This is a genomic window from Campylobacter avium LMG 24591 (genome assembly GCF_002238335.1).
GTDB lineage: Bacteria > Campylobacterota > Campylobacteria > Campylobacterales > Campylobacteraceae > Campylobacter_D > Campylobacter_D avium.
The window spans coordinates 726154-753142 of record NZ_CP022347.1 but is presented as its reverse complement, the minus strand read 5'-3'; the positions used below and the strand labels follow the sequence as shown (position 1 = coordinate 753142).

The 26989-nt window shown below is 33.7% G+C and carries 24 protein-coding genes; 8 read left to right on the top strand and 16 right to left on the bottom strand.

Annotated features, from left to right (window positions below):
* Positions 1-92: 92 nt before the first annotated feature.
* The gene (locus tag CAV_RS03870; protein ID WP_094325195.1) at positions 93-2111 is read left to right on the top strand and encodes an ATP-dependent helicase; all 2019 of its coding nucleotides are present in this window, start codon (positions 93-95) and stop codon (positions 2109-2111) included.
* Here the strand turns inward: CAV_RS03870 and CAV_RS03865 are convergent.
* Genes CAV_RS03865 through CAV_RS03845 form a run of 5 tightly spaced genes read right to left on the bottom strand, consistent with a single transcriptional unit; the run spans position 2088 to position 7021 of the window.
* The gene (locus CAV_RS03865) at positions 2088-2972 is read right to left on the bottom strand and encodes a 1-aminocyclopropane-1-carboxylate deaminase/D-cysteine desulfhydrase (protein WP_245807434.1); all 885 of its coding nucleotides are present in this window, start codon (positions 2970-2972) and stop codon (positions 2088-2090) included. The genes CAV_RS03870 and CAV_RS03865 overlap by 24 nt on opposite strands.
* A complete protein-coding gene (locus CAV_RS03860; protein ID WP_094325194.1) occupies positions 2953-3819 on the bottom strand; it encodes an OmpA family protein in 867 nt (288 codons plus the stop codon). Before CAV_RS03860 ends, CAV_RS03865 begins: the two co-directional genes overlap by 20 nt.
* Positions 3797-5131 (bottom strand): MotA/TolQ/ExbB proton channel family protein, encoded by a 1335-nt coding sequence (locus tag CAV_RS03855; protein WP_094325193.1) that lies wholly within the window; start codon positions 5129-5131, stop codon positions 3797-3799. The genes CAV_RS03860 and CAV_RS03855 overlap by 23 nt, the downstream gene beginning before the upstream one ends.
* A gap of 7 nt (positions 5132-5138) precedes the next feature.
* Complete coding sequence (gene fbaA / locus CAV_RS03850; RefSeq protein WP_094325192.1) at positions 5139-6203, bottom strand: class II fructose-bisphosphate aldolase; 1065 nt, start codon at positions 6201-6203, stop codon at positions 5139-5141.
* Positions 6203-7021 (bottom strand): peptidylprolyl isomerase, encoded by an 819-nt coding sequence (locus tag CAV_RS03845; RefSeq protein WP_094325191.1) that lies wholly within the window; start codon positions 7019-7021, stop codon positions 6203-6205. The genes fbaA and CAV_RS03845 overlap by 1 nt, the downstream gene beginning before the upstream one ends.
* A gap of 79 nt (positions 7022-7100) precedes the next feature.
* Here CAV_RS03845 and nth point away from each other — a divergent pair, with 79 nt between their 5' ends.
* The 5 genes from nth (at position 7101) to CAV_RS03820 (ending at position 11959) form a co-directional block, all read left to right on the top strand.
* Positions 7101-7727, top strand: coding sequence for an endonuclease III (nth, locus tag CAV_RS03840; RefSeq protein WP_094752822.1), 627 nt, complete (start codon positions 7101-7103; stop codon positions 7725-7727).
* A 141-nt stretch (positions 7728-7868) separates the two neighbouring features.
* Positions 7869-8363 (top strand): ferritin, encoded by a 495-nt coding sequence (locus CAV_RS03835; RefSeq protein ID WP_094752821.1) that lies wholly within the window; start codon positions 7869-7871, stop codon positions 8361-8363.
* 70 nt (positions 8364-8433) lie between these two features.
* Positions 8434-9807: an MBOAT family O-acyltransferase gene (locus tag CAV_RS03830; protein ID WP_094325188.1), complete on the top strand. Its 1374-nt coding sequence runs from the start codon at positions 8434-8436 to the stop codon at positions 9805-9807.
* A complete protein-coding gene (locus tag CAV_RS03825) occupies positions 9807-10775 on the top strand; it encodes an SGNH/GDSL hydrolase family protein (protein ID WP_094752820.1) in 969 nt (322 codons plus the stop codon). The genes CAV_RS03830 and CAV_RS03825 overlap by 1 nt, the downstream gene beginning before the upstream one ends.
* Complete coding sequence (locus CAV_RS03820; RefSeq protein ID WP_094752819.1) at positions 10772-11959, top strand: GDSL-type esterase/lipase family protein; 1188 nt, start codon at positions 10772-10774, stop codon at positions 11957-11959. Before CAV_RS03825 ends, CAV_RS03820 begins: the two co-directional genes overlap by 4 nt.
* Here the strand turns inward: CAV_RS03820 and CAV_RS03815 are convergent.
* Entirely contained in the window at positions 11945-12394 is a 450-nt protein-coding gene (locus CAV_RS03815) for a low molecular weight protein-tyrosine-phosphatase (protein ID WP_094752818.1), read from the bottom strand. The genes CAV_RS03820 and CAV_RS03815 overlap by 15 nt on opposite strands.
* 49 nt (positions 12395-12443) lie before the next feature.
* Between CAV_RS03815 and CAV_RS03810 the strand changes: the two genes are divergently transcribed.
* Entirely contained in the window at positions 12444-13619 is a 1176-nt protein-coding gene (locus CAV_RS03810) for an MFS transporter (RefSeq protein ID WP_094752817.1), read from the top strand.
* 77 nt (positions 13620-13696) lie between these two features.
* On the opposite strand, the gene CAV_RS03805 is transcribed toward CAV_RS03810, so the two are convergent.
* From CAV_RS03805 to CAV_RS03785, 5 genes are all read right to left on the bottom strand, one after another.
* On the bottom strand, positions 13697-15862 hold the full coding sequence (locus CAV_RS03805) for a polyribonucleotide nucleotidyltransferase (protein ID WP_094325183.1): 2166 nt from the start codon (positions 15860-15862) through the stop codon (positions 13697-13699).
* 53 nt (positions 15863-15915) lie between these two features.
* The gene (locus tag CAV_RS03800; protein ID WP_094325539.1) at positions 15916-17970 is read right to left on the bottom strand and encodes an LPS-assembly protein LptD; all 2055 of its coding nucleotides are present in this window, start codon (positions 17968-17970) and stop codon (positions 15916-15918) included.
* Between the two features lie 34 nt (positions 17971-18004).
* Positions 18005-18454 carry an RDD family protein gene (locus tag CAV_RS03795; RefSeq protein WP_094325182.1) on the bottom strand — a complete coding sequence of 150 codons (450 nt, stop codon included), beginning with the start codon at positions 18452-18454 and terminating at the stop codon, positions 18005-18007.
* Complete coding sequence (gene purD / locus CAV_RS03790) at positions 18451-19701, bottom strand: phosphoribosylamine--glycine ligase (RefSeq protein ID WP_094325181.1); 1251 nt, start codon at positions 19699-19701, stop codon at positions 18451-18453. Before purD ends, CAV_RS03795 begins: the two co-directional genes overlap by 4 nt.
* 224 nt (positions 19702-19925) lie before the next feature.
* Complete coding sequence (locus tag CAV_RS03785) at positions 19926-21347, bottom strand: hypothetical protein (RefSeq protein WP_094752816.1); 1422 nt, start codon at positions 21345-21347, stop codon at positions 19926-19928.
* Positions 21348-21500: 153 nt separating this feature from the next.
* Between CAV_RS03785 and CAV_RS03780 the strand changes: the two genes are divergently transcribed.
* Positions 21501-22058 carry a class I SAM-dependent methyltransferase gene (locus CAV_RS03780; RefSeq protein ID WP_094325180.1) on the top strand — a complete coding sequence of 186 codons (558 nt, stop codon included), beginning with the start codon at positions 21501-21503 and terminating at the stop codon, positions 22056-22058.
* Here CAV_RS03780 and CAV_RS03775 read toward each other — a convergent pair whose 3' ends face one another.
* The 5 genes from CAV_RS03775 to mapA form a co-directional block, all read right to left on the bottom strand.
* On the bottom strand, positions 22059-22508 hold the full coding sequence (locus tag CAV_RS03775) for a hypothetical protein (protein ID WP_094325179.1): 450 nt from the start codon (positions 22506-22508) through the stop codon (positions 22059-22061).
* Positions 22484-23071 carry an LPP20 family lipoprotein gene (locus tag CAV_RS03770; protein WP_094325178.1) on the bottom strand — a complete coding sequence of 196 codons (588 nt, stop codon included), beginning with the start codon at positions 23069-23071 and terminating at the stop codon, positions 22484-22486. The genes CAV_RS03775 and CAV_RS03770 overlap by 25 nt, the downstream gene beginning before the upstream one ends.
* Before the next feature lie 56 nt (positions 23072-23127).
* Positions 23128-25665 carry a DNA gyrase subunit A gene (gene gyrA, locus CAV_RS03765; RefSeq protein ID WP_094325177.1) on the bottom strand — a complete coding sequence of 846 codons (2538 nt, stop codon included), beginning with the start codon at positions 25663-25665 and terminating at the stop codon, positions 23128-23130.
* 95 nt (positions 25666-25760) lie between these two features.
* Positions 25761-26336 carry a ComF family protein gene (locus CAV_RS03760; protein ID WP_094325176.1) on the bottom strand — a complete coding sequence of 192 codons (576 nt, stop codon included), beginning with the start codon at positions 26334-26336 and terminating at the stop codon, positions 25761-25763.
* Positions 26333-26977, bottom strand: a complete 645-nt coding sequence (mapA, locus tag CAV_RS03755; RefSeq protein ID WP_094325175.1) for an outer membrane lipoprotein MapA — start codon at positions 26975-26977, stop codon at positions 26333-26335. Before mapA ends, CAV_RS03760 begins: the two co-directional genes overlap by 4 nt.
* Positions 26978-26989: the final 12 nt, after the last annotated feature.

Sequence of the window (26989 nt, the reverse complement as noted above, 5' to 3'; positions counted from 1 at the left end):
AAAAGATTGATTGATTTTGTAAATTTTTATAAAAAAAGCAAGGGGAAATTTAAGATATTTTTATCTATAATCCTCTCTTTTAAAGGAGTTAAATGCCGCTTTCAAGACTGAACGAGGAACAATTTAAAGCAGCTAGCACAAAACTTGGGCATAATCTAATAATAGCAAGCGCTGGCACAGGAAAAACATCAACCATAGTAGCTAGGATAGCGTATTTGCTGCAAAATGAAGTGGCACCGCATGAAATTTTACTCCTTACTTTTACAAACAAAGCTTCAAAAGAAATGATAGATAGGCTTGGAAAGTATTTTGATAAAAAAATTACAAAAAATATCCTAGCAGGCACCTTTCACGGCGTGGCTTACGAGCTTTTAAAAAGAAAAAATAAAAATATAAGCTTAAAAATGCCTTCCGAGCTTAAAAATTTATTTAAAAGCATATACGCTAGGAGGAAATTTGCTCATATTAGCGATGTAAAGCCTTATGAAGCCTCTTACTTGTATGAGATATATTCTTTATTTCAAAACAAAAGCGAAAACGAAAATTTTGCAGACTTTTTTTTACGAAATTACAACAAAGAACAAGCCGTGTTTTTGCAAATTTATGAAGACCTTTTAAGAGAATATGAGGAGGAAAAAAGACGCTTTGATTATGTTGATTTTAATGACTTGCTTTTGAGATTAAAAGAGGAGCTTTTAAATGAAAAAATGGAATTTACTGAAATTTTGGTTGATGAATATCAAGATACAAATTCCTTGCAAGCTTCTTTGATTGATTCTTTTAAAAGCAAGAGTTTGTTTTGCGTGGGTGATTATGATCAGAGCATTTATGCTTTTAATGGTGCTGACATAAGCATTATAGGAAATTTTCAAAAGAGATTTAAAGACGCTAATATTTATTCTTTAAACAAAAACTACCGCTCGTCAAATGAAATTTTACAAATAGCAAATAAGGTTATTTTAAACAATGAAAGATTATACCCCAAACAACTTGTAGTCACTAGAGAGGGGAATTTTAGAAAGCCTGCTTTATTAGTTTATGATGATTTGTATGAGCAGTATAAAGAAATAGCTAAAATAATCTATCAAAGCTCTGTAAAGCACGAGGATATAGCTATATTGTTTAGAAATAAAGCAAGCGCAGATGGCATGGAACTAGCCCTAAGAAGCCATGGGATAAATTGCGTTAGAAAAGGTACTTGGAGCTTTTTTGACAGCAAGGAGGTAAAGGCGTATTGTGCCTTTTTGTCTCTTTTTGTAAATCCTAAGGACATCATGGCTTTTATGTATTTAATGGAGCATGCAAAGGGTGTTGGCTCTGCACTTTCAAAGGAATTATTTGATAATTTAAGCAAGCTTGGGCATGGAAATTTAATTAAGGCCTTTTTGGAACCAGATAGCAATGTAAAGCTTGAAAAAAGCGTGAAAATAAATAGTAGCTTAGGGCTTTTTGATGATTTAGAACCAAGGGTAAATACAAGCCGCTTTGAACTAAATAGCGATTTTAAAACGCATCCTATACTTGATTTTACCAAGATTAATGAGGATATGGCCAAGGTTTTGGAGCAGCTTTATTTGTATTTAAAACAAGCAAAAGCGTGTGAAAATTCATATGAGCTAAGTAATATTATAAGTTCTAATAGATTTTTTATAAAACTTTGCGAACTATTTATAAATCAAAGATGCGTAAATAAGGCCGGACAAATAGATTCTAACAAGAAAGAAGAAGCTATCTTAAGAATGCAAGAAAAAATCAACAAGCTTGTAGAATACAGCAAAGAATACAAAGATATAAGAAATTATTACAATTTTTTAAGTCTTGCTACAAGTGATATCAGCTCAGGCAAAGGCGTAAATTTGCTTACAATACACGCTAGCAAAGGGCTTGAGTTTAAAACAGTCTTCATTATAGATTTGGTACAAGAACGTTTCCCAAATAAAAAACTAATGAGCAGAATGGGAGGAAGTTTAGAAGAAGAAAGGAGGCTTTTTTATGTAGCTGCTACTAGGGCTATGGATATGCTTTATCTAAGCTACGCAAAAAAAGATAGCAAAAACAAGGACAAGGAATACAAGCCTTCTTGCTTTTTATTCGAAGCTGCCTTGTGCTAAAAACTTTCTTTCGTACCTTTTTAACATGCTTGAATTTCCGCTCAAACCGCCTTGGTGTATGTATAAAAGTGGATTTTTAAATTCAATTTTATTTTCTAAAATAGTATAAAGCCCTACCGTATCATACAATAAATCAAATTCTAAGCCTTGATTTAAAGCCTTTTTATAAAGCTTAAAAAGCTCTTCATAAGGTTTTGCAAAGTGAAATTTTCTAGTCTTTTTTAGTATAAACAGATTTTTTGGAATGCTGCCTAGATTTAGCATTTGTTCTTTTAAATACTCATCATTTCCAACACAAGAGCAAGTATAAACATTGAAATTTATATTTTTAGCGAGAAAAAAAGCACTAGTTCCAGTGCCTGAGGGCAAGAAAATATCAAATTTTATGTCTAAAGCCTTGCTTTGCTCTTCTATCTCCTTGGCCAAAATTTTAAGCCCAACTTCGGCTTCTTTCATAGCAATGCCTTCATTTATGAAAATATCGCCCTTTTTATAAAGGCTTAAAGCCATGTCTTTTTTATCCTTAAAGTCTAAATTTTCAAGTATTAAAGCTTTGTTTTTAAGTGCTAAGGCATAGTTTCCCTGCGGATTTTGCTTTAAAAAAGATGAAATTTTTTCACAAACAAAAAACAAATTTAAGCCTTTATTTTTACAAAAGATACTTAAAGCTGCAAGAGCATTGCTTTGAGAGGAGCCGTAAGATATGAACCTTGTGCCTTGCTTATAGTTTTTATCCATAAAAAAGGCCATTTTTCTAGCCTTGTTGCCATTTATCTCGCCTAATAAATCATCCCTTTTCACATAAAATGAAAAAGAGCAAAGGCTAAATTTTTCTATGGGGCTAATACAAAAAGTTTTCAAATTTTTCTATGATTGCTTTGTGTGATACGGTAAAATAAATTTTAACCCTATTGCTAGCTGCCTTATCCTCAACACCATTCACTAAAACAGGCTGAGAAAAGGACTTGCCGCTGGCTAAAATTAGGCTTGATAATCTGTCGTTTTTATAAAAGGAATTTATAAAGCCAAGTAGCTCATAAGCTCTTTTGTGCGATAAATCAAGCTTATACATATAAGATGAACCTTGTGAGTCTGTGTGAACTTCTATGATGATATGCTCTAGGCTTTGACTTAGTTCTTTATTTTCTAAAATAGCGTCAAAATACTCACTTAAAACCTTTCTTAGCTTGGATTTTGCCTCGCTTTTAAGATTATAAGATGATTCGTTAAATAAAGAATCAGATGAAATCACAACAGCCCCGCTTTGAGAATCAAGACTAATATTCGCATCAAGTATAGCCTGAAGCGCTAAGATAGTATCACTTTGCAAAAAGCTAAGCTCTAAAATTCTTTTTTTTGCTAGATTAAAATTGTTTTTAAGAGAGTTAAGCTCATCCTCTTGCTTTTGAAACTGCGTTAATAAAAGTAAGAAATCTCTATCTTTTGAATTCAAATTCACAGTTTGATTTAAATCTAAATTCTTAGACAAAGAAAGGATTAAATCCTGCCTTTGTTTAAAGTCTTTTTTGCTTTGTTCAAAGGCTTCTTTTTGATTTAGTAGTTTTTTGTATTCCTCTTGTATCTCAGCTTTTGCCGCTACATTTTTATATAAAAGTGCGCAAAAGATAAATAAAAAAAGTACGAATAATACCGCAATAAGCAAGGGATAAAACATATAAAATGAATTATTCTTGTTTATCTCTTGCATCTTCTTCTTTCTTTTGGCTCTTATCCTCTTTGACAAGCTTCGCTATAACTTCGCTTGCTTCGTTATCAAGCTCACTCATTTCCTGTCTTAGCTGTGTCATCATATCTATCTTATCGTCTATGCTCTTTTCTTCCTCGTAAATTTCTTTAAATTCTCTCATGCCGTGAATTAAAGCATTTTTAAAGCCTGAAAAAACCTTTTCCTGATTTTCAAGCATTGAAATTTGATAGGATTCAAAATTCTTTTTCAAGGCATCTATACGTTCATCAAGCATAAGAAGTGTTTTATCAAGGTGCGAAATTCTATCTTGACTAACATCTAACAGCCTGTTATACTGCTCTGCCATTCTTGAGCTGATGTCTTTGAAATTTTGATTAAGAGTTGAGATGTTGTTAGTCATTTCAAGATAAACCTTGCTTAAATCTCTTTGATTTCTATGCGCTCTGCTGAGCTCTGTCATGGTTTGCTTTATATGCTCACTACTAACCCTTATAGCCTTTTCCTCCACGTTTAACATCTCTTGGAAAAGTCCAAATTTGCGTTCTATGCTGTGGTCTAGCTCTTTAAAAAAGTCCTCATTGCTAACTTGTTCGAAAATGATAGCTATCTTGTCAAAATGCTGTGAGGATTTTTCTAAATACCTTTGCCTAAGCTCCTCTTTAGACCAAAAAAACGAACTTGTAGCATTTTTTTGCCTATCTAATAAAACCTGAATTTTAATCTTTCCAAAACGTTCAAAAAATATCCACCACAAAGAAAGAAAAACACCATATATACATATATAAAACGCACTAGCAACACCGCTTAAAAGCCTTGACATATCTTGTTCTAAAGACGAGGCATTTAAATTTGTAAAGCTTGGTATGTAAAATGCCATACTTATAAAGGTTCCTAAAATTCCCAAAAGAGGAAAAATGGCACTTGCTATGGCTGAAAAATTCTCATTTCTAAAATCCCTCATATAAGATAAGGCAAAATCATCGAAAGAGGCATTGCATTTAGTTTCCTTGCCTATGGTAAGAAAATTTTTCATAATGTATCTTTTAAGAGCCTGCTTAAATTCATCTTTTTGCTGCTCAAAGATACTAGAAGTGTATTCTGCGTTGTATTTAGCAAAAATCAAAGCTATTAAAAATATGCAAGTAATCAAGCTTAGTTCTACAATGCTAACTTTTAAGTCTATGTAGCCCAAATACCCACAAAAAACAATGGCAAAAAGTATAAAAGGTAAAAAAATTACCTTAAGATATACTAAAAAACCGCTTCTTTTTTTTACATCTGGCAGAACAACTTCTAAATTTTCTTTATCCATAAACGACCTAATTTTTATTTATACAGTTTAAATCTTCAAAGGCTCTTTCTAGCCTTTTTACCATACTTTCTTCACCGGCTCTTAGCCACACTCTTGGATCATAATATTTTTTATTAGGCTTGTCCTCACCTTGTGGATTTCCAATCTGTGCTTGAAGGTAGTCTTTATTTTGCTTTTCATAAAGCCTAACCCCATCCCAAAAAGCCCACTGCGTATCTGTGTCTATATTCATCTTAATAACGCCGTAGCTTATAGCTTCTTTTATGTCGCTAAGCTCGGAGCCAGAGCCCCCGTGAAATACAAAATTTATAGGCTTATCATCAATTAGCTTAAATTTATCCTTAACATAGCTTTGTGAATTTTTTAGTATGCTAGGTTGTAAACTTACATTGCCCGGTTTATAAACTCCATGCACATTGCCAAAGGAAGCCGCTATGCTAAAATTATCGCTTATCTTGCTAAGCCTTTCATAAGCTAGTGCCACATCTTCAGGCTGGGTGTATAATTTAGCATTATCAATGCCGGTATTATCTACGCCGTCTTCCTCTCCTCCGGTGCAGCCAAGTTCTATTTCAAGTGAAATTCCCAAAGCACAAAGCTTTTTTAAGTACTCTTCGCAGGTGCTTAAATTTTCTTCCAAGCTTTCTTCGCTCAAATCAAGCATGTGAGAAGAAAACAAAGCCTGTCCTTCCTTAGCCTTAAATTCAGCATTTGCCTTTATAAGCCCATCTATCCAAGGCAGCAGTTTCCTTGCAGCATGATCTGTATGTAAAATAACAGGCACGCCGTAAGCTTTAGCTAGCAAATGAACATGTCTTGCACCGCTTATCGCACCTAAAACATCTCCATTTTCGCAGTTTTTGCCAGCTACAAATTTAGCTCCTCCGTTTGAAAATTGGATAATTACAGGAGAATTTACCTTCTTGGCTGCCTCAAGCACAGAATTTATGGAATTTGTGCCTACGACATTAACAGCAGGTATGGCAAAACCTTCACTCTTAGCATAAGCATAAAGCTTGTTTAAATCCTCTCCGCTCACAACACCAGAGCTTACTATATCTAAAACGCCCATTATTTTATCTCTACTTTAGCGCCTTGAAAAAGCTCCATGGCTTTTTTATTCATAAGCTGTTGAACTTCTTGAATTTTAAGTTGATTTTCTATGAAATTCTTTACAGACGCATCGCTTAGGGTTAGCTGTTTTCTAGCTTTAGAATCCTCTTTTAAGATAACATGAAAGCCGTATTGGGTTTTAACAGGAGTTCTTGTAAAAGTGCCATTTTTAAGAGAAAAAGCAGCATCACTGAAAGGTTTTACCATATCTTGCTGACCAAACCAGCCCAAATCTCCACCTCTTGATGCTGAACCTGGGTCAATTGACTTAGACCTTGCAAGTTCTTCAAATTTTTGAGTTAAAGCAGAACCTTTTAAAGAACCTAGCTCAGAAATTATTTCCTTAGCTTCCGCGTCACTTTTAACCAATATATGTCTTGCCTTAACTTGCGCTGGCTCTACAAACTGCGCCTTATTTTTATCATATAAAGCCTTGACCTTTGAGTTATCAATCTTTACCTTATCAGCCATTTTTTGCTGATAAACACCTAGCAATATATCTTCCTTTGCTAATTCCAAATTCTCAGTATAAAGCTTATCTTTTTCTAAATTTTGCTTTCTTGCGTCATCAAGGATTAAGTACTGGGCTATGTATTGTTGGATTATAGCTCTTTTTTGTTCAGCTGGTAGTGAGGATATAGACTTTCCAGCCAAAACTCGTTCTAGTTTTTTATCTATTTCGCTATCTGTTATGTCTTTGCCATTAACGGTTGCCACAACAGCAGCATTTAAGAATGTTACACTTGCGCACAAGGCCGTGATTAAAACTTTTTTCATTGAATTTCCTTTGTTAGTTAAAGTTTATTAATAAAATTATAATTTAATTTCGTTAAAAATCAGTAATTAGAACGCAAAAATGACAAGAAACTTAAAGATAAAAGAACTTTTTTTACAAAATTATGAGAAGGCAAAAACAGAATTAGTCTTTAAAAATCCTTACGAATTAATCGTTTGCGTTATGCTCTCAGCACAGTGCACCGATAAAAGAGTGAATTTGATAACTCCTGCTCTTTTTGAGGCCTATCCTGATGTTAAAAGTCTTTCTAAGGCTAAGCTTGGCTCTGTTAAAAACTACATAAAATCTTGCTCTTTTTTCAATAACAAGGCTGAAAATTTAATCAAAATGGCAAAGGCTGTGTGCGAAAATTTTAACGGCGAAATTCCGCTTAATGAAAAGGATTTAACATCCTTAGCAGGAGTGGGGCGAAAAACCGCTCATGTGGTTTTGATAGAATGGTGCGGGGCAAATTTTATGGCTGTTGATACGCATGTTTTTAGAGTTTCTCATAGGTTAAATTTAAGCAAGGCAAAAAGTCCTGAAAAAACAGAGGAAGATTTAAGTATGATTTTTAAGGATAATCTAAACTACTTACATCAAGCCATGGTGCTTTTTGGACGCTACATTTGCAAGGCTAAAAATCCACTTTGCAAGGACTGCTTTTTATCTCATCTTTGCACTAGTAAAGATAAAAATTTAGCTTAGCTTTTGCTTTGGATAAAAAAATGGCAAAAACTTGAAAAATTGCTAATTAAAAATTGATAATAGATATAAAAATCTTGTAGAATTATTTAAAAACTTACTGTAAAATTAAGCAAGTACAAATTTTATATTTTAGGAGACAAAATGCTGTCAAAAGAAGTTATAAATTTATTAAACGAGCAAATAGCAAAGGAGATGTTCGCATCAAATCTTTACCTTTCTATGTCCTCTTGGTGCTTTGAAAATAGCTACGACGGTGCTGGTGAGTTTTTATTACAACACGCAGCTGAGGAGAGTGAGCATGCTAAAAAGCTGATAAAATACCTAAACGAGACAGATTCTCACGTAAAATTAGCTTCCATACCAAGCCCTGATGATGAATTTAAATCCTTGTTAGATGTCTTTGAACAAACTTACGAACACGAACAATCAATCACAAAGTCAATCAACGAATTGGTTGATTTTATGTTAGAGCATAAGGACTACCCTACCTTTAATTTCTTGCAATGGTATGTTGCAGAGCAGCACGAGGAGGAGGCTTTGTTTAGAGGAATTGTAGATAAAATAAAACTCATCAAAGACAACGCAAATGGTCTTTATTTGGCCGACCAATACATAAAAACTCTAGTAAATAAATAAATTTAACTTTTTCTAAGGCTATAAAAAGTAGAATGAAGCCTTAGAAATTTTGTATATCAAGTGTGGCTGTATGACTTATTTTTCCTTAGAATTTTCTTTAATGATGATAGCTTTTTTTGCTATTTATTGGTTATTTAAAGAAAAATACAAACTCCAAAATTTACTTGTTTTGTTCTTTAGCTACACGGTTTATATTCTTGTTAATCCATACTTTGCACTAGTTTTGTTTATATATACCTTTTTTATACACTATTTTGCACTTTTAATCTTTGTAAGACAGAAAAAATACATATTCTTAAGCTGCATAGCATGCGTTGTTTTGACTCTGTCCTTTTTTAAATATTTTTCTAGTATAAAAGATACCTTTGATGCTTTTTTGATGTTTTTTGGCTTTGAATATTTAGATAGTGATTTGATATTCCCAATAGGCATAAGTTTTTATGTCTTTGCTTCCATAACTTACCTAGTAAATGTATACAAAGAAAAAAAGATAGAAAGCTTCTTAAATGTTGCTATGTATTTATCTTTCTTCCCTACCTTGCTAAGCGGTCCTATCATGAGAAGCACATTTTTCTTTGAGCAAATTCACAGACAAAGAGAATTTAAACATGCTAATTTGATTATAGTTTTGCTGCTTTTTGGGATAATAAAAAAGGTTTTAATAGCTAATTATTTAGGCATTTATTCAAAGGAAATTTTAAACGACCCAAGCTCTTATAATTTCTTAGAGCTACTTTGTGCGATATATGCTTTTTCTGTGCAAATTTACTGCGATTTTTCTGGTTATGTGGATTTAGTCTGTGCCTTTGCACTAATGCTTGGCTTTCACTTGCCGCCAAATTTCAACATGCCTTATTTGGCTAAAAACTTAAGAGAATTTTGGAGCAGATGGCATATATCCCTTTCAAGCTTCATAAGAGATTATGTTTATATACCTCTTGGAGGCAATAAAAAAGGTCGCGTAAGAACTTATTTTAACCTTATCTTTGCCTTTATTTTGTCTGGAATTTGGCATGGAAATACTATTAATTTCTTGATATGGGGCTTGTTGCATGGTATTGGCGTTGCTTTTTTGCACATACCGCTTGTCAAAAAGATAAATTTAAGTAAAATTCCGTATCTTCCTGTGTTCATAACCTTTCACTTTGTAACCTTTGCTTGGATATTTTTTTACTATCCTAGCTTCAATGCAGCCTTAGAATACATCAAAGCTTGTTACAATAACTTTTTTATGCCTGTTGATTACAATGATATATATATGTTTATAATCTTTTGTTCCTTGTTCATAACCTATCCTTTGTTTGTAAATTTCAAGGATTATTGTGTGAAAATTCTTGCTATAACACCTTTGCTTTTAAAGCCTATTTTGCTAGCATTTATACTGCTTTTAGTCTTTGCTTTTATGCCAAGCGGGATACCACAGTTTATATATGAGAGTTTTTAATGAGAATTCTTAAGTTTTTTTTGGTTTTGCTTATTACCTTTGTTTTGGTTTGTTTCGTGATGAATAAGAGCATAAGCTCTTACCTAGAACAAAGATATCATATATACATAGCTCTTGATAATGAAATTTTAGATGAGGCAAATTCGCTTAAAATCAAACTAGAGCAAATCAAAACAGTGCTTAGCAATGATTCTTTTACTACAAATTATGAAATTCTACAAGAATTAGCCCAAAAAAATGAGGAAAATCTAAGTCTTGCTGTGGCTACTGAACTGATAAATGATGTAAATAATACAAGTGATGAAAATTTAAGCAAAACAAAGCTAGTGAATTTAGAGGATATGAACATAACCGTAAAAGATGGTGAAGAGTTTTTGATAATAGGCGATTCTTTAATGCAAGGCGTTGCACTCTCCTTGGTAAAAGACTTGCAAGCTCTTGATATAAATAGCACAAATTTAAGCAAGCAAAATACAGGACTTTCTTATAAATCATATTTTAATTGGGCTAAGGCAACTCAAGCTGCCTTTTTAAGTAATGATAAGATAAAATATGTAGTGGTTTTGCTTGGTGCGAACGATCCTTGGGCTATAAAATTAAACAACAAATACCACCAATTCAACACAACACAGTGGCTATCCATATACACAAGCAGGGTAAATGAGATACTGCAAATAGCTAAAAACTACGGTGCCAGGGTATTTTGGTATGAAATTCCTCCGGTAAAAGATAAAAATTTAAACACAAAACTAAAGGTTCTAAATCAAATTTATAAAAACGAACTTGCAAATAATGAAGAAATTTTCATACAAACGCAGTCTGTGCTTAGCGATAATGGAGAATACTCAAGTTATGTAAAAGATGAAAACAACAAAAGCATTAAGGTAAGGGCTGATGATGGAACGCATTTTAATATAAAAGGCGCTAAGATTATGTCAAATCTTTTGTTAAAGCATATAAATAAATGAAGTTATTTTATTTTGCTTTAGCCCTTTTTTCAGGGCTTGTAATAAGTGCTTGTTTTTTTAGCGATGATACTTTAAAAAAAACTCATTCAAAAAATTCTATCAAACAAAACATACAAAAAAGCGAAAAAAGCGCCTTGCTTAATTACTATAGCAAAGAGGATTTGCTAAGCTTAAAACATAAATTAAACTCAGATAATTTTAATATGAGAATTTTTGGGGATTCTCATATGGCTGCTGATTTTTTTTCAAGAGAGCTTAGAAAAAACTTCATACAAGTAAATTCAATAGGCATAGTCTATCCCCTGCAGCCAAAATATCAGCAGGTTTTAATGCTAGATTACGAAAGCAAGGATTTTGACATCATTAATTCAAGAAGCAGCGCAAACGAGCATTACGCTGTGGGCGGAATTTTAGCAAGAGCAAAAAAGGCCAATGCTTATATAAAGCTAAGCTCAAATTTAAAAGAACAAGTTTTTAATGTGGGAATTTTTTACAAAGCCAAGGATAAGGGTTTTGTAATAAATGATAAAAAGGCAAAAAAATACACAGCAAAGAAAAAAAATAAAAACAACTTTGTATATGAGGAATTTAGCAAACTAAGCTTTCCAATCACCATAAAAGCCCTTGATAAAAATGCCGAACTTGGCGCTTTTATAATATACAACGATGATAAAAATGTAAAAACCTTTGATACCCTAGGCATTAATGGTGCAAGATCTGATATATGGCTTAGATGGGATAAAGATACTATGAAAAAAAGTTTTGGAGTCATTAAAAACGACTTAATCATACTAGCCTACGGCTCTAACGACGCCTTAATGGACAGGTTTAACAAAAAGGATTTTAAAAGCAAATATAAAAATTTCATATATTTTTTAAAAAAATACAACCCAAATGTCAAATTTATACTAATCTCACCGCCAACGGTTACTAAAAAAATAGATGATGAAACTTACGCACTAACGCCAAATTTTTACGAAGTGAGAAAGGCTATATATGAGTTAGCAAGGGAGGAGAAAATAATTTTATTTGATATGCACACTGCTATGGAGCAAAACGGGGGCAAAGAGCTTTGGATAGAACAAGGCTTAAGCAATAAAGATGTGCATTTAACCGTAGAAGGATACAGCCTCTTAGCTACCAAATTTCAAAAGGATTTTGAAAAACTACTATCTGGTCTTTAAAGAGTTTGCTAAATTAGCGCAAGCCAAAGAAAGTATCTTGTATGTTTCATCGAAATTTCCACTATACCAAGGGTCAGGAACATTATCATAAGGAAGTTCTTTTGCATACTCGGTTATTTTTTTAATCTTAGTGTTTATGTTTTTGTAATTTTTCATCACAGTTTTATAATTAAATTCATCCATAACTATAATCAAATCGCTACTATCGCACAATGCCTGGCTTAATTTTTTGCTTTTAAACATAGATGTTTTTATGCCCACACTATGAAGCTTTGACTTAGTTTTATAGTGCATATCCTCGCCATCATGCTCGCCAGAAGTTCCAGCACTTAAGACCTTTATATCAAGATTTTGTTTTAAAGCTATGTCTTTCATGATGTATTCTGCCATTGGAGAGCGACAAATATTTCCTAAACATACAAAAATTATTTGCATTTAAAAAGCCTTTAAAATAATTTTATTAAAAATATCATACAATATTTTCATGGTAAATTTCAAAAAAACACTTTTAGTTTGTTGGTTTGGTTGCTTTACAACATCAATGGGACTTAGCCAAATAGCACCCATTTTACCTTTCTTTTTAAGAGAACTAGGACTAAGCACTCACGATGATATAGCCTTTTACTCTGGCCTTAGTTTTGGTGTAACTTCTTTACTATTAGCTATTTTTTCACCACTGTGGAGCTTCTTAGGGGCTAAATTTGGTTATAAAAAAATGCTTTTAAGAGCCTCTCTTGGCATGGCTATTTTTACCTTTCTTATAGCTTTATCTAGGGATGTATTTGATGTTATAATTCTTAGAGTTCTAACGGGCATTGTAGCGGGCTTTAACACCACAGCTGTAGTTTACATAGCCATACAAGCTCCTAGAAAATTCTCTGCTTATGCACTTGGCACACTCTCAACAGCTTCGGTTAGCGGAAGCTTATTAGGGCCATTATTAGGCGGCTTGTTGGCTGAATTTATAGGACTTAGATTTTCCTTTGTCTTTGTGGCAATCTTGCTTTTTTTATCATTTGCAACCGTCTTATTTTTCATAGATGAGAAGAAAACACAACGCAAAAGCACAGAAAAAGAGGAAAACACAAAAACAAATTTCAAAATGGTTCTAATCTTATGCTTTCTTACCATAGTGGTGCAATTTGGAACCTTTGGCATAGCACCATTAGTAAGCTTATATGTAGAAAGCCTGCACAAAAGTAAAGAATTTATGGTCTTTTTATCTGGTTTGGTCGTCGCAGCAAGTGGAATTAGCAATGTGTTTTTTGCGCAAAAATTAGGGCGTATGGCTGATAGGATTGGATATGAAAGGGTTATACCGTATTGTTTATTATTTTGCGGGATTTTGTTTTGCTTGCACTCCTTGGCACAAACTGTCTTTGTTTTATTTTGCTTAAGATTTGCCTTAGGAATTGGCCTTGGAGGGCTTTTGCCTTGCATAAATGCTATGCTTAAAAAAATCAGTTCAAAGGCTAAGCTAAGCGTTGTACTTGGTATGAATCAATCATCACACGCAATAGGCGGCTTTATGAGCTCAGTTGGGAATGGATATTTAGCAGCCATTTTTGACATAAGAACTGTTTTTGTGATAATTTCTTTAAGTTTTATTTTAAGTGCTTTTTTATTTCTTATAGCAAATAAATTTTTTAAAACTCACTAAAAATCTTGTAGATAAAAGCACCGGCATGGCTTTTATTAAATTATTCTCGTTGCAAGCTTTGAATTTTAAGCCTTAAATTATAATAAATCTAAGGCTATTTTTGAATTTTTAATCTCTTTGATTTTAACATTAACCTTGTCATTTTCTTTTAGCTTATCTTTGATTTTAGATATATGCAAAAGCCCATCGATACCGTCTTTAAGCTCCACAAAAACCCCAAAAGCAGCCACTGTTTTAACAGTGCCTTCAAATTCTTGTCCCACAAAAAATTCATCTAAGCTCTTTTTTGCACCCTTCTTTTTATCAAATTTACTATCCTTTGAGGTTATGCTTATGATGTAATCTTTTGCCGCTTTTACTTGTTCATTTTGATTGCCAGCTATCTTTACTTCGCCTTTTTCTCTATCTAAATCAACCGAAACGCCGAATTTATCGATAATTTCTTTAATTGTCTTTCCAGCCTGTCCTATAATATCAACTATCTTAGAAGGCTCCACATTAAACAATTCCAGCTTAGGCAAGACATCCTCATTCACAACTATCTTATCGTTAGCTTCTTGCATAATGTCTAGGATGTGAATTCTAGCCTCTTTTGCCTGATACAAAGCCTCTTTTAGAGTTTGCTTATCAATACCGCCAAGCTTTATATCCATTTGCAAGGCCGTAATTCCATCTTTAGTTCCAGCAACCTTAAAATCCATATCCCCGTCGTGATCCTCAAGTCCCATTATATCGGTTAAAATGGCGTATTTATCTCCCTCAAAAACAAGACCCATAGCAACGCCAGCAACTAATTTTATACTATCTACCCCAGCCGCTCTTAAGGCCAAGGAACCACCGCAAACAGTTGCCATGGATGATGAGCCGTTGCTTTCAAGAATTTCAGATACTAATCTTATGACATAAGGATAATTCTCACTCACACTAGGATACAAAGCTCTTTTTGCCAAATTTCCGTGTCCTAATTCCCTCCTGCCAGGTGCTTTTATAGGGCTTGCCTCGCCTACTGAAAAGCCAGGGAAGTTATAATTTACCATAAACCTTTCGGTGATTGCACTTTTTTCGCTTAAACTATCATATAGCTGCGCATCACTGTCATTTCCTAAAGTGGCCACAACAAGGGCTTGAGTTTGCCCTCTAGTAAATAAGCAAGAACCGTGAGCACTAGGCAAGATATTTGTCTCTATACTTATATCTCTTACATCTTTTAATCCTCTGCCGTCAGCTCTTATACCCTCATTTATAATCTGTGCTCTTACTAGCTCCCTTTTAAAGCTATGCAAGGCCTTTGTTATATCCTCTTCGCTCCACTCTTTTTGCTCAGCTTCATTAAGTGATAGAATTTCTTTTGCTATTTTGGATATTTCGCTTGCTCTTTCGCTCTTTGCCATTTGCTTAATGGCTTCTTTTAATTTAGGCTCGTAAGAATTTTTAACAAAGTTTAAAAGCTCTAAATTCTCCTCCTGCACCCTAAGGCTTAAAGAGGATTGTTTTTTGTGTTTTAAAAAGGCTTCCTCGTAAGCATTTGAACCATTTAAAATAGCTTTTGAAGCCATATCTAAAGCCTGCAAAACCTCGTCTTCGCTAAGTTCATTCATAAGTTGTTCGCAAGGGTTGTTCAAAATCACTTCAGGAAATGGGGTATTAAGAGATAATAAATCAGGATTAACACTAGGTAAGGCTCTCATTTCTATCATTAAAAGCTCATCCTTCACGCCAGAAACAAACAAATCAACAGTGCTTTGCTTAAGCTCACTAAGACTTGGATTTAAAACAAATTCATCATTTATCCTAGCTATTCTAACCCCACAAACAGGCGCTTTTATATCTATATCACTAAGATAAAGTGCCACACTTGCAGCGTTTAAGCTCACAACCTGTAAATCAACCTCTTCGTCAACAGAAAGCACCATTACAACTATTTGGGTAGGATAGTTATAGCCCTTTGGAAATAAGGGCCTTAAGCTTCTATCTATAATCCTTGATGTAAGCGTTTCTAAATCGCCCGGCTTTGTTTCTCTTTTGATGTATCCTCCGGGAATTTTTCCAGCCGCATAAGCTTTTTCTATATATTGAACAGTAAGTGGTAAAAAGTCCTCATCAACAGCCTTTTCTTCTCTTGCAACAGCTGCTAAAACCACACATTTTCCAACCGTCATTAAAACAGAGCCACAAGCTTGTTTTGCTACCTTATCTATATCAAAAATTTCTATATTTTTATTTACTTCTATTTTATACTGCATATACTATCTCCTTGAGCGTTAATTTAGCTAATTATTTATTACAACTAGCTTATTTATATAGAATTTACCATACTTTCATTTTCTTGCAGGGCAAAATCATAAGAAACGCCGCCGATTGGATAAAGATTAAAGGTAAAATAAATTCCATTTTTTTTGTTTGCTTTAATACCGCCACTTGTAAGCTGAGGGTCTACCCTTTCTCTATATGTTAAAGAATAATTCCAGCACTTTCTTTGAAAAACATAGCCAAGCTCCCAATAATTTACACCAGACCTGTTGGTATCAAACCAAATTCCAGAAAGTAATTTATAATTAGCATTTAAATCATAACTTGCATTAGCACCTATGAAGCTGTACTGTGCTATATAAGAATTTGAAGTGTTTGTGCTAGAGCTATATCCAGCGCCGTATTTATAAGCGTGCGACAAGGTAAAACTAAAATAATTAGCATAGATATCAACATAAGTTAATGACTTTGTAAATCTGCCAAGCTCGTGCGAATACTGTGCTTCGTTTGAAATAGATATATCATCATCAAAATAATACTGTATGAGATTATTTACATTATCAAGACTAAAGGTATCGGTGTTATAGCTTAAATTTAGTCTATGTTTTAGCTTTTTATCCCCGGCTTCATTGTAAAAATACTGCAAGGCACTTAGATTAAAGGATGAAGTATCCTCAGGGCTTTTCACAAATTCTTGAGAAATATCACCTGTCTTAGCACCAACTAAAAAATAATCAGCTCCAAAATAAACAGTATGATAAAAATTATCATAAGCCTTAGAAAGCTCTGTGTAAAGTGCGAAATTGTGATTATTTCTTAAGAGTTGTTCATTATCTTTGCCGTTTGTATTGTCGGTATATTCCACAAAGGATGCGTATAAACTTTCGGTAAATTGAAAGTGTAAAAAATCATCAAAAAAGCTCTGATGATAAGTAAGAGGCAAATTAAAATTAAACAATGTAGCATGAACGCCCACATCTCTATAATATCTATTAAAATTCGCGTCAAATGAGTACTGTATTGTGTTATTAAAAAGCCCATTTAAAAAACGGTGATACTGAAAAGACGGATACTCTTGTAAGGTAGAGCTATTAGAAACTGCTGCTGTATCTATGTAATAATTAGCATAAGCTGCGTAGTAATTATTTTCATCTGCTAAAAAATAGCTAAATTTAGATGTGGCCAAGGAGGTTAAATCCCTGTAATCCCTGCGACCTAAATTCAAATAATCAACATCATTTAAATATATAGCATCAAGCCACAAGCCTTCTTGTACATTTGAGCCTAAGTCGAGTAAATTTACAAATAAATTATCTCTGTGGTATTTTAACTCCAAACCTCTATGACTTTTGTTTTTTAAATTCTCCTTGTGGTAGTAAGCATCGTTTTCTAAAAAAACACCGGTGTTAAACTCACCGCTAGAAAACTCAGAATCCATAAATCTAAAGCTTGCGTAAGCCCCAACGCCTCTTGAGGTTCTAAGCTGAGGATTAACTTGCATGTCCCAATTATTTGCAAAGGCAAAATATATGGGTTGTTCATAATAAAAGCCATCGTCTTGATTGATTTCAAATATAGGTATTAAAAGACCTGTTCGTCTTGAAGTATCTGCTGAAAATCCGATGTAGGGCGTATAAAAAACAGGAACATTTTTTATGTAGAATTTAGCATGATGCAAATGAACGAAATTATCCTCTCTATCAAATTCGCCCTCACTAAAACGAATTTCCCAGTCCGGATTTTCTACATTGCAACTTGAAACTATGGAGTTTTTACCGCTAAATGTTTTATCATCAAGCCTGCTTTCTTCGCTTTTAAACCACACTTCCATATCGCTATTTGCAAAAAAGAAGTTCTTAAATTCAGCCTTATTTGTATCTAAATTTAGCTTTGCATAGCAAGAATTAGAGCGATCCTTTTCGCCCCTTAGTATATTTACATCTCCAAAAAGTTCTAAATCTCTTGTGTTTTCGTCGTAGGTAGCTTTGTTTGCACTGATAAAATAAGAATTAGAAAAGACTAAGACATCGTTGTCTGCCTTTATTAAGCTTTCTTCTTTTTCTACCTTGGTAGCGTATATATCAACCTCTTGTGCCTCCATGAAAGCAAGAGTTAAGATACATACTAAAGAAAGCTTACGCAACTTCAATTACCACAGTCTTTGCCACATAATCTTGCCAAGTTTTTCTACTATCATTCCCAAAGGCCCAAAAATAACCCAACATAAAACAATTCTCGCTTACATTTCGCATTATAGCTCTAATCGCACTTTGCAATAAATTTGGTTTATCAAGCAGCCTATCATCCACTATAGCTATCTTGCACACAAATTTACCCACACTTGCTCCGTATAAAAATGCGAAAATAAAGTGATACAAAAAATTTACAAGAAATACAGTAATTATCATCTTTCTTGTTAAATCAGCTGCGTTTTCGTAATTTGTATTAGCTAGATCATCCACAAAAATAAAGCTAAGTATAACAGAGATGACAAAAAAATCCACCAAATAAGCTATAATCCTCTTTTCAAAAGAGGCTAGTTTCAAGCCCTCTCTATGCAACCTTTCTAAAAGCTCATTATTCATCTAAGTGCCTGATACGCTATATCTTTTCTAAACTGCATTCCGTCAAAGCTAACATTTTCACAAAGCTCATAGGCCAAATCTCTAGCCTCTTTAAGCTCGGACGCTAAAGCAACGCACACAAGCACCCTGCCCCCGCTAGCAAAAAGCTTTTCTTTTTCTTTAGATACTCCAGCATAAGAAATATGCGAATTTTTAGGAAGTGATTTTATGCTAATCTCAGCCTTTGGCGAAGATGAAAAAGGATAATTTTTACTAGCACAAACAACAGCCACGGCAAAGTCTTTCTTAAGCTTTAAATTAAAATTCTTAAGCTTTTTTTGCGTACAAGCTAAAAATAAATCCAAAGGATTTTCTATCAAAGGCATTAAAACTTCGCATTCTGGGTCTCCAAAACGAACATTAAATTCCAAAACATAAGGTTTTGAATTCACAATCATAAGCCCAGCAAAAAGCACGCCCTTAAATTCATTACCCTCATCCTTCATGGCTTTTAAGGTTGGTTTTATTATATCATTTTTAATTTCTTCTAAAAGAGCGTCATTTGCCAATGGGCTTGGAGCATACGCACCCATACCGCCGGTGTTTGGCCCCTCATCGTTATCTTTTAATTTTTTATGATCTTGAGTAGCTGGCAATACAACAAAATCATCCCCATCACTTAAAGCAAAAATGCTTAACTCAAAACCATCCAAAAATTCCTCTATAACAACAGTTTTTCCAGCCTGTGCAAAGCTCTTTCCGCTAAGCATATCACTAGCTACCGTTATAGCCTCATCGTGGCTTTTAGCTATGATCACGCCTTTGCCAGCACACAAGCCATCGGCTTTCACTACTATTGGCGGAGTAAGACTTTTGATAAAATCACTAGCTTGTTTTATATCTGTAAAAATTCCAAAAGCGGCCGTGCGTATTTTATTTCTCTTTAAAAAATCTTTCATAAAGGCTTTAGAGCTCTCAAGCATGGCAGCTCTTTTGCTAGGACCAAAAATATCAATACCGTGCTTTTGAAAAATATCAACGACGCCTTTTTCTAGAAAGTCTTCACTGCCGACTATACAAAGATCTATGGAATTTTCTTTTGAAAAAGAGGCCAAATTCTCTAAATCGCTAAATTCTAAATTTGTGCCCAAATTTGAGGTAGCACCGTTTCCTGGTGCAAAATAAAATTCTAAATTTTTATTTTCATTTTTAAGTGCCAAGGCTATAGAATACTCTCTAGCTCCACTACCTAATATTAAAATTTTCATATCGCTCTCCATAAAAACCCAAATGGTCGCAAAACAAGATAAGACCCCAAAGTCTTAAAAAAACCGTTAGGCAAACGCTTAAGGCTGCAGCTTCTCGCACTTTTACATGCTCAAACGAAGTCACAGAACACAGAGAATTTGCACAATCACAGTAGATAGATTAGTGTTGGATCCTCTTTGTAATATATCGAGCCATTCAGGCAAGATGATTATACTTTAAATTTCTAAATAAGCTTAAATTTAGTCTTTCCATATACGTCAAATCGCTTACCCTCAAGTATAATATCAGCCACATTTTCCCAAGCTGTTTTTTCATCTATATAAACAACATCAAAGACATTATCACGCATTAAAGATTGATAATTAACCTTTTTGGGTGCGTATTTTACTATATAATAAGGACTTAGTGTAAAAATCTGAACCTTAACCTTAGTAAGTAACTCAGAATCAGAAGTGACAACTAAGAATTTCTTTCTATAATCATTAATAATTTTTTGTATATAAGCTAATAATTTTTGGTCTCCTTGACTTAGCAAAGTCTTATCTAGCCTACTTAAATACAACTCCGCAAAAGACATGGAGCAAAAAGAATTTTCATTATCATTACGTGAAAAATATGAATTTTTAACACCAGCAGACTTTAAAGAAATTTGCCAAATTCTAGTGTCTATAATGGTTGCACATATATTAAGCCCGGAGATAATTTTTTGAAACAACTTCTCTCTTGAAAGCTTAAAGGCATTTTCAAAAACAGAATAATTTTTCTTGTAAAATTCTGATCTTAAGCCTTCTAATCTCTCAAGAGATGATTTAAAATAATTAATTTCCTTTACAAGCTCTTCTATTCTTTCTTGCTTAGCCTTAAGTTTAGCTTGGTCTGGATTTGGCTTTGAAGCTTGCATTTTATAATCCATCTTAGCACTTCTTAGCTGGTGTTCACAGGCGCTAAGTCTATTTTTCCTAGTATCAATAGCAGCCACTAATGCCTGATAATGACACTGAACCGAAAGGAATTTTTCATTAAAAATTTTAGTGATATTTAAAAGCTTTTGCTTATCTCTCATATCGTTGTATGAGTTTTCTAGGTGCATTGTTATGCTTCTTATCGTTGCAAATTGGGTTTGATTGATTGAATTATCCATAAATATTAGGGTATCAAAAGCCTTATTTAAAAATCTTTTAAGAATGAAATAATTAAGCGTAACAGGGGCTTGCTCGCTGTTTTCCATATTTATTTTAAGTGCTTCAACCGATAAAATTTCACCCTCGAAATGCTTTTGTATCGCTTGAGGTATGGTGATTGAAAGCGGTATGTGGTCTAAGGTATCAAAATCCGTGCTTCTAAAAAGCTGCGTTATATAAGCTGAACGTCTTGAATTTTGTATGTCCTCTAGCTCGTCGTCATTGTTAGTTCGCCAAAAATCCTGCTCTGTTATAAAATCACCCTCTTTAAATTCTTGATATTTAGATGGTTTTATGGAGGTTATTCTCTTACCGTCTGCGTGAAATTCGACAAAAGTTCCTTGGCTTGGCATACTTTTTTTATCATGCCAATTTTGTCTGTTAAAATCAAAAAATGCCTTTGATAAATTCATAACAGTGCCTCTACCTGTGGCATCCATATACATCATAATTTTACCATGCATAAAACTAACCCTTAAAAATACAAAAAAGTAAAGATAATTCTATTAAAATATTATAAAAATAATATAAATAAAACTTCAAGACTTAATACAAAATTCACAAAAATATAATAAAATTAGACCGCTAATTATGAAATACATTGAAAAGAGGGAATATTGTTTATAAAACATTATATAAAAAATCCAAAACAAACCGGTGCAATTTGCTCTAGCTCCAAAAAACTAGCTTCCATGATGATAAAGGGAATTGACATAAACAAGGCAAATTGTATAGTAGAAATAGGACCTGGAATGGGTGCTTTCACAAAAGAAATTTTAAAAAACAAGCAAAAAGAAAGCAAATTTTTTGCCATAGAAATAAATAAAGATATGGCACAAAAGCTTAAAAACGAAATACCAAACCTCGAAATAATCACTCAAAATGCCTTAAATTTAGAAAGTATTATAAAGGCTAAAAAAATTGACAAGATAGATAACATAATATCTGGAATTCCTTGGGCTTTGTTAGATACTAAAGAACAGATTGCCTTACTAAAAGTCATACATCACAATCTAAGTCAAAATGGCTATTTTACTACCTTTGCTTACATCCTGCCAAGTCCGCAAGCAGCTGTTTTTAAAAAATTATTAGGTAAATTTTTCAAAGAGGTTAGGAAATCAAAAATAGTATGGCAAAATGTCCCGCCAGCCTTTGTATATTACTGTAAAAAATAATTAATTTTTTCTTAAATAATAAATCAAAGCCCTATCATTAGAAAAACTTATGCTAAATCTCAAAGGAAGTATTTTTAAATAAGTAGCACTTTTAGCCTTTAAAAAATCAGCTTCGACCGTATCTTTAATCTTAACATCTAAGGTGTTAAAACAACTTAAAAGCTTTTCTTTGTGCTTGTTTAAAAATCTAAGCTTTAAATCCTTGCTCATATCATCATCAATTAAACCCAAATCGGTTTTTTTTAGATAAAGCAAGTCTTTTTCATCATAATATATGTCGCAAACATACTCTTCATAAACATCTTTGCTTTGAACCATTGCTGGAGAAATGTTTTCGTTTTGGTGAAAAAGTATATAATTTTGAGTGCTAAGCTCAGCCCAAAATATAAATTCACTCCGGGCTAAGCTATTTAAACAAAGTAGTATTAGTAGGCAAACAACTCTTTCCACTTAGTCTCGTCTATCTTAAGTTCTACATTCACTCTATAAAGACCTTGATTGAAGCTCTCATCTATAACACTAGCATTTTTTATAAGTCCATTTACTTGAGCTGTGATGGTAGAGCTACCAAGCATAGCGTCTTTCACTGTATCTTTACCGTTAATCTTAACGCCATAAAGCTTGCTTGCAAGTTGGCGATAAGCATCGGCTACAGCTGCTCTTTTGGCTAGGGCTAGAGCTTGTGCTGATGAGACTGTATTCATAGGAGCTATACCCTCGCCAACGGCACCAAAGGTAAGTTCGTTTTCGGAGCTATCAAGGGCAAGCATTTTTTCTTGTCTTATAATATCTCTAACATCGTCTTTATCAACCTTTTGCACCACAACATCAGGATTGTCGTTGCCCCTAGAAAAGGAACTTAACAAGGAATTTGAAGTTGTCCCTGTGCTCTGAGTGCTTGGGGTAGCATTTGAAATTCTATTTACCGCACTACTGTTTCCAGCAGTAGACTTTGGAACCGCACAACCTCCGACTATAAAAGCCGCCGTAACGAATAAAACTAAATTCTTCATCGTTCAACCTTCAAAATATTGTATTTGCTATATGAAAGCAACAACCGTTCCAAATTTTACTCACTAGGCTCTAACTCAGTATCTAAGTCAGTGCTATCATCTTGCTTAGGACATTTATCTATGCTTATCACCTCTTCATTTTCAACATTTACAACTATAACGCCTATGGTATTTCTGCTAGATTTTTTAATGCCTTGCATATCAACTCTTATGGTTTTACCGCTGCTTGTAGCTGCCATTAAGTCCATATTCTCATCAACAGTCACAACGCATACTAAATCCTTGGTCTTATCTGTAAGCTTCATGCAGATAACACCTTTACCGCCTCTATTTTGCAGTCTATACTCGCCTGCTGTGGTTCTTTTTCCTATACCTTTTTTGCTGATACTTAGAATTTCTTGCTCATCATTTTCCACAAGCACAGCTCCAACCACTTCATCATCTTTTTCCTTAAAGCGAATAGCTGTTACACCTCTGCTTACGCGCCCTATTTCTCTAACGCTAGCCAGCGGGAATTTAATACACATACCCTTTTTAGTGGCTATGAAAATCATCTTGGAATTGTATTTTGAATTTTCATCAAATTCCACATTTTCCATATCTGCTTCAAATTCATCTTTTTGCGCTACAAAGGCTGCCACAAGCTCATCACCCTCGTCTAAATTAATGGCTCTTACTCCATTTGCTCTATTGCTTTTATACTCGCTTAAATTTGTTCTTTTAATAATCCCTCGCTTCGTAAAAAAGCACAAAGACTTATCCTCACTAAAATCATCATTAGCAGGAATTACAGTCATAATCTTTTCTTTATCCTTATCAAAGCCGTCAAGGATATTTGATATATGTCTTCCTATGGCTGTTCTGTCTTTATCATCTATCTTGTAAACATCTTTTTTATAAAGTTGCCCTTTATTTGTAACAAACATAAGCACATCGTGAGTATTTGCGGTAAAAAAGTGCTTTATAAAGTCATCATCGTGCGTGGTTAAAGCAAGTTTTCCCTTGCCACCTCTTTTTTGCCTTTCATAAATTTTACTATCAACCCTCTTTATATAGCCTTTTTCTGTTATAGTAACAACTACGCTTTTATTTGGAACTGTGCTTTTATCATCGCTTTCTTCTATCTCATCTACAATTTCGGTAATTCTTGGCACATTAAATTTAGACTTAATCTCTAAAAGCTCCTCTTTTATGAGTTTTTCAAGCTCTTCTTCGCTTTTTAAAATTCCTTCTAATCTAGCTATTTCTTTTATAAGCTCTTGTAATTCATTATCTATCTTTTCTCTTTCAAGACCTGTTAAGCGCGCTAGTCTCATTTCTAAAATAGCATTTGCTTGCAGTTCGCTAAGCGTGAAATTCGACATCAAGGCTTCTTTTGCGCTAGCGTTATCCTTACTATTTTTTATAAGATTTATAACCTTGTCTATATCATCAAGTGCTATTTTTAAGCCCTCTAAAATATGCGCTCTTGCTCTTGCTTTTTGCAAATCAAATATAGTTCTTCTTATGATAACCGTTTTTCTGTGATTTAAAAAGAGTTTTAAAAGCTCTATCAAAGAGAAAATTTTAGGCTCTTTGTTGTGTATAGCAAGCATTATTATGCTAAAGGTATTTTCCATAGCTGTGGATTTGAAAAGATTGTTTAAGGTTGCATTAGTATCAGCATCCCTTTTTAGCTCTATAACAACTCTTATGCCCTCTCTATCGCTTTCATCTCTTATATCAGCTATACCTTGTATAATCTTTTCTTTTGCCAAATCAGCAATTTGTTCTATAAGTCTTGCTTTATTTGTTTGATAAGGAAGCTCATCAATCACTATAATATCTTTATTTGACTTGGTTTCTATATGGGTTTTTGCACGAACCTTAACCCTACCCCTTCCATGCCTATAAGCATCTATAATGCCCTTTTTGCCATAAATAATACCAGCGGTTGGAAAGTCTGGTCCTTTTATGAATTCCATTAGCTCTTCTAAGCTAGCTTCTTTATTTTCTAAAAAGTATATAAGTCCGTCGATTAGCTCATTAAGACTGTGAGGAGGGATATTTGTAGCCATACCAACGGCTATACCGCTAGAGCCATTTAACAATAAATTTGGCAATCTCGCAGGCAGCACATCAGGCTCGCTCAAAGAATCATCATAGTTTGGCACAAAATCAACAGTGTCTTTGTCTATATCTCTTAAAAGCTCCTCGGCCAAAATAGTCATTCTAGCTTCAGTGTAACGCATAGCAGCAGCTCCGTCTCCGTCGATAGAGCCAAAATTTCCTTGTCCGTCTATGCTAGGATAACGCATAGAAAAGCTTTGAGCCATTCTCACCAAGGCATAATACACCGCTGCATCGCCGTGAGGGTGGTATTTACCGATAACATCACCCACTATACGAGCTGACTTTTTATAAGCACTTCTAGAGCCAACACCCAAATCATTCATAGCATATAAAATTCGCCTATGCACAGGCTTAAGCCCGTCTCTAGCATCAGGCAAAGCCCTGCCTATAATAACGCTCATAGAATAATCAAGATAGCTGGTTTTGATAGAATTTTCTATATCAATTTCTTCTACATCCAAATCTTTGTTAAAGATATCCATACAAATCCTTGCATTAAAGTAAGTTTTACTAAATTTATCGCTACGCTATAAATTTTTTATTATACAGTCTTTTAACTAATAAATCAAAATACATTTTACTGCTTAGCATCAGCTAAAACCAAGGCAAACAAGGTCTCAATACCATGCTTTGCCAAAGTTTTTTTAGCCTCAAGTATAGAAAGTCCGGTTGTTACTATGTCATCAACTAAGATAACAGGTGAATTTAGAGGCTTTAACAAAACATAATCTCTTTTATTTTTAAGGCGAAATTCCACGCTTTTGCCAGAATATTTACACTTAGACCTTGAGTGCAAAACACCGAATTTAAGCTTTATAGCTTTGCTTTTTAACTGTCTTGCTAAGATAGCAGAATGAGAATATAAAGAATTCTCAACCCTATCATCTAAGGCTATGGCTGTGATTTGGCTGTCTATTTTAAACATATCTTTAAATTTAGCAAAGCTAAGTTTAGCAAGTGAATTTAAGACAAAATAGCCGTGAAATTTATGTTTAGAATGAAGCAAGTGTTTTATTTCGCTGTATTTATAAAAATAATAAACCTTAAAGCCCTCTTCAAGCTCCCTAAAACCAAGAGAAAGCTCTGAAAGCTCTTGATAACAAGCATCACAAAAGCTTAACAGAGAAAAACAGTGGCAGTTATAACATCTCAAAGTGATGAAATAATGCTGGCTACTTTATTAGCCATTTGTTTTATAAGTAAAAAAGTATAAAAACTTATCTCTTTTTCGTTTTTAAAGCCCACAACATCTTGCTTTGTTCTTACAGTAAGTGTTTTATCGGTATTTATATCCTTAAGTTGTAAGCTAGCTACGATATTAGAATGAAGTCCGGTTCTATCTAGCTTGGACCTAAAATCCACAAAAGAAAGATCGAGCCTTAAAACATAAGGAGAATTGTTAATACCATCAACCACAACTATACCTCTTGATTTTAACTCTTGCTCTAAGAAAAGATAAAAGGCTAGATTAAACTGCTCGTTTATAAAATATCTATCATTTTCTATATAAAATACTTTCTTTTCTTCTGCTAAATCATTTATCCTGTGTAAATACACTTTTTTAATAGCCACACTTGTATCAAGCGTTCTTTTATCTGCACAACACTGAAGTCCAACATCGCTAAGATATAAGAGGCCTTGAATTTTAGCCTCAAAACCTTGCAAGCTGTTGCAGTCATAGCAAGATTGTTGGGAAGCAACATCAGCTGCCTTTTGTAAAGTACTCTTAGGAGCTACGCAAGCTGAAAGCAAAAGTGCTAAAGCCATGAAAAAGCTATATTTTAATAATTTCATACAAAATCCTTA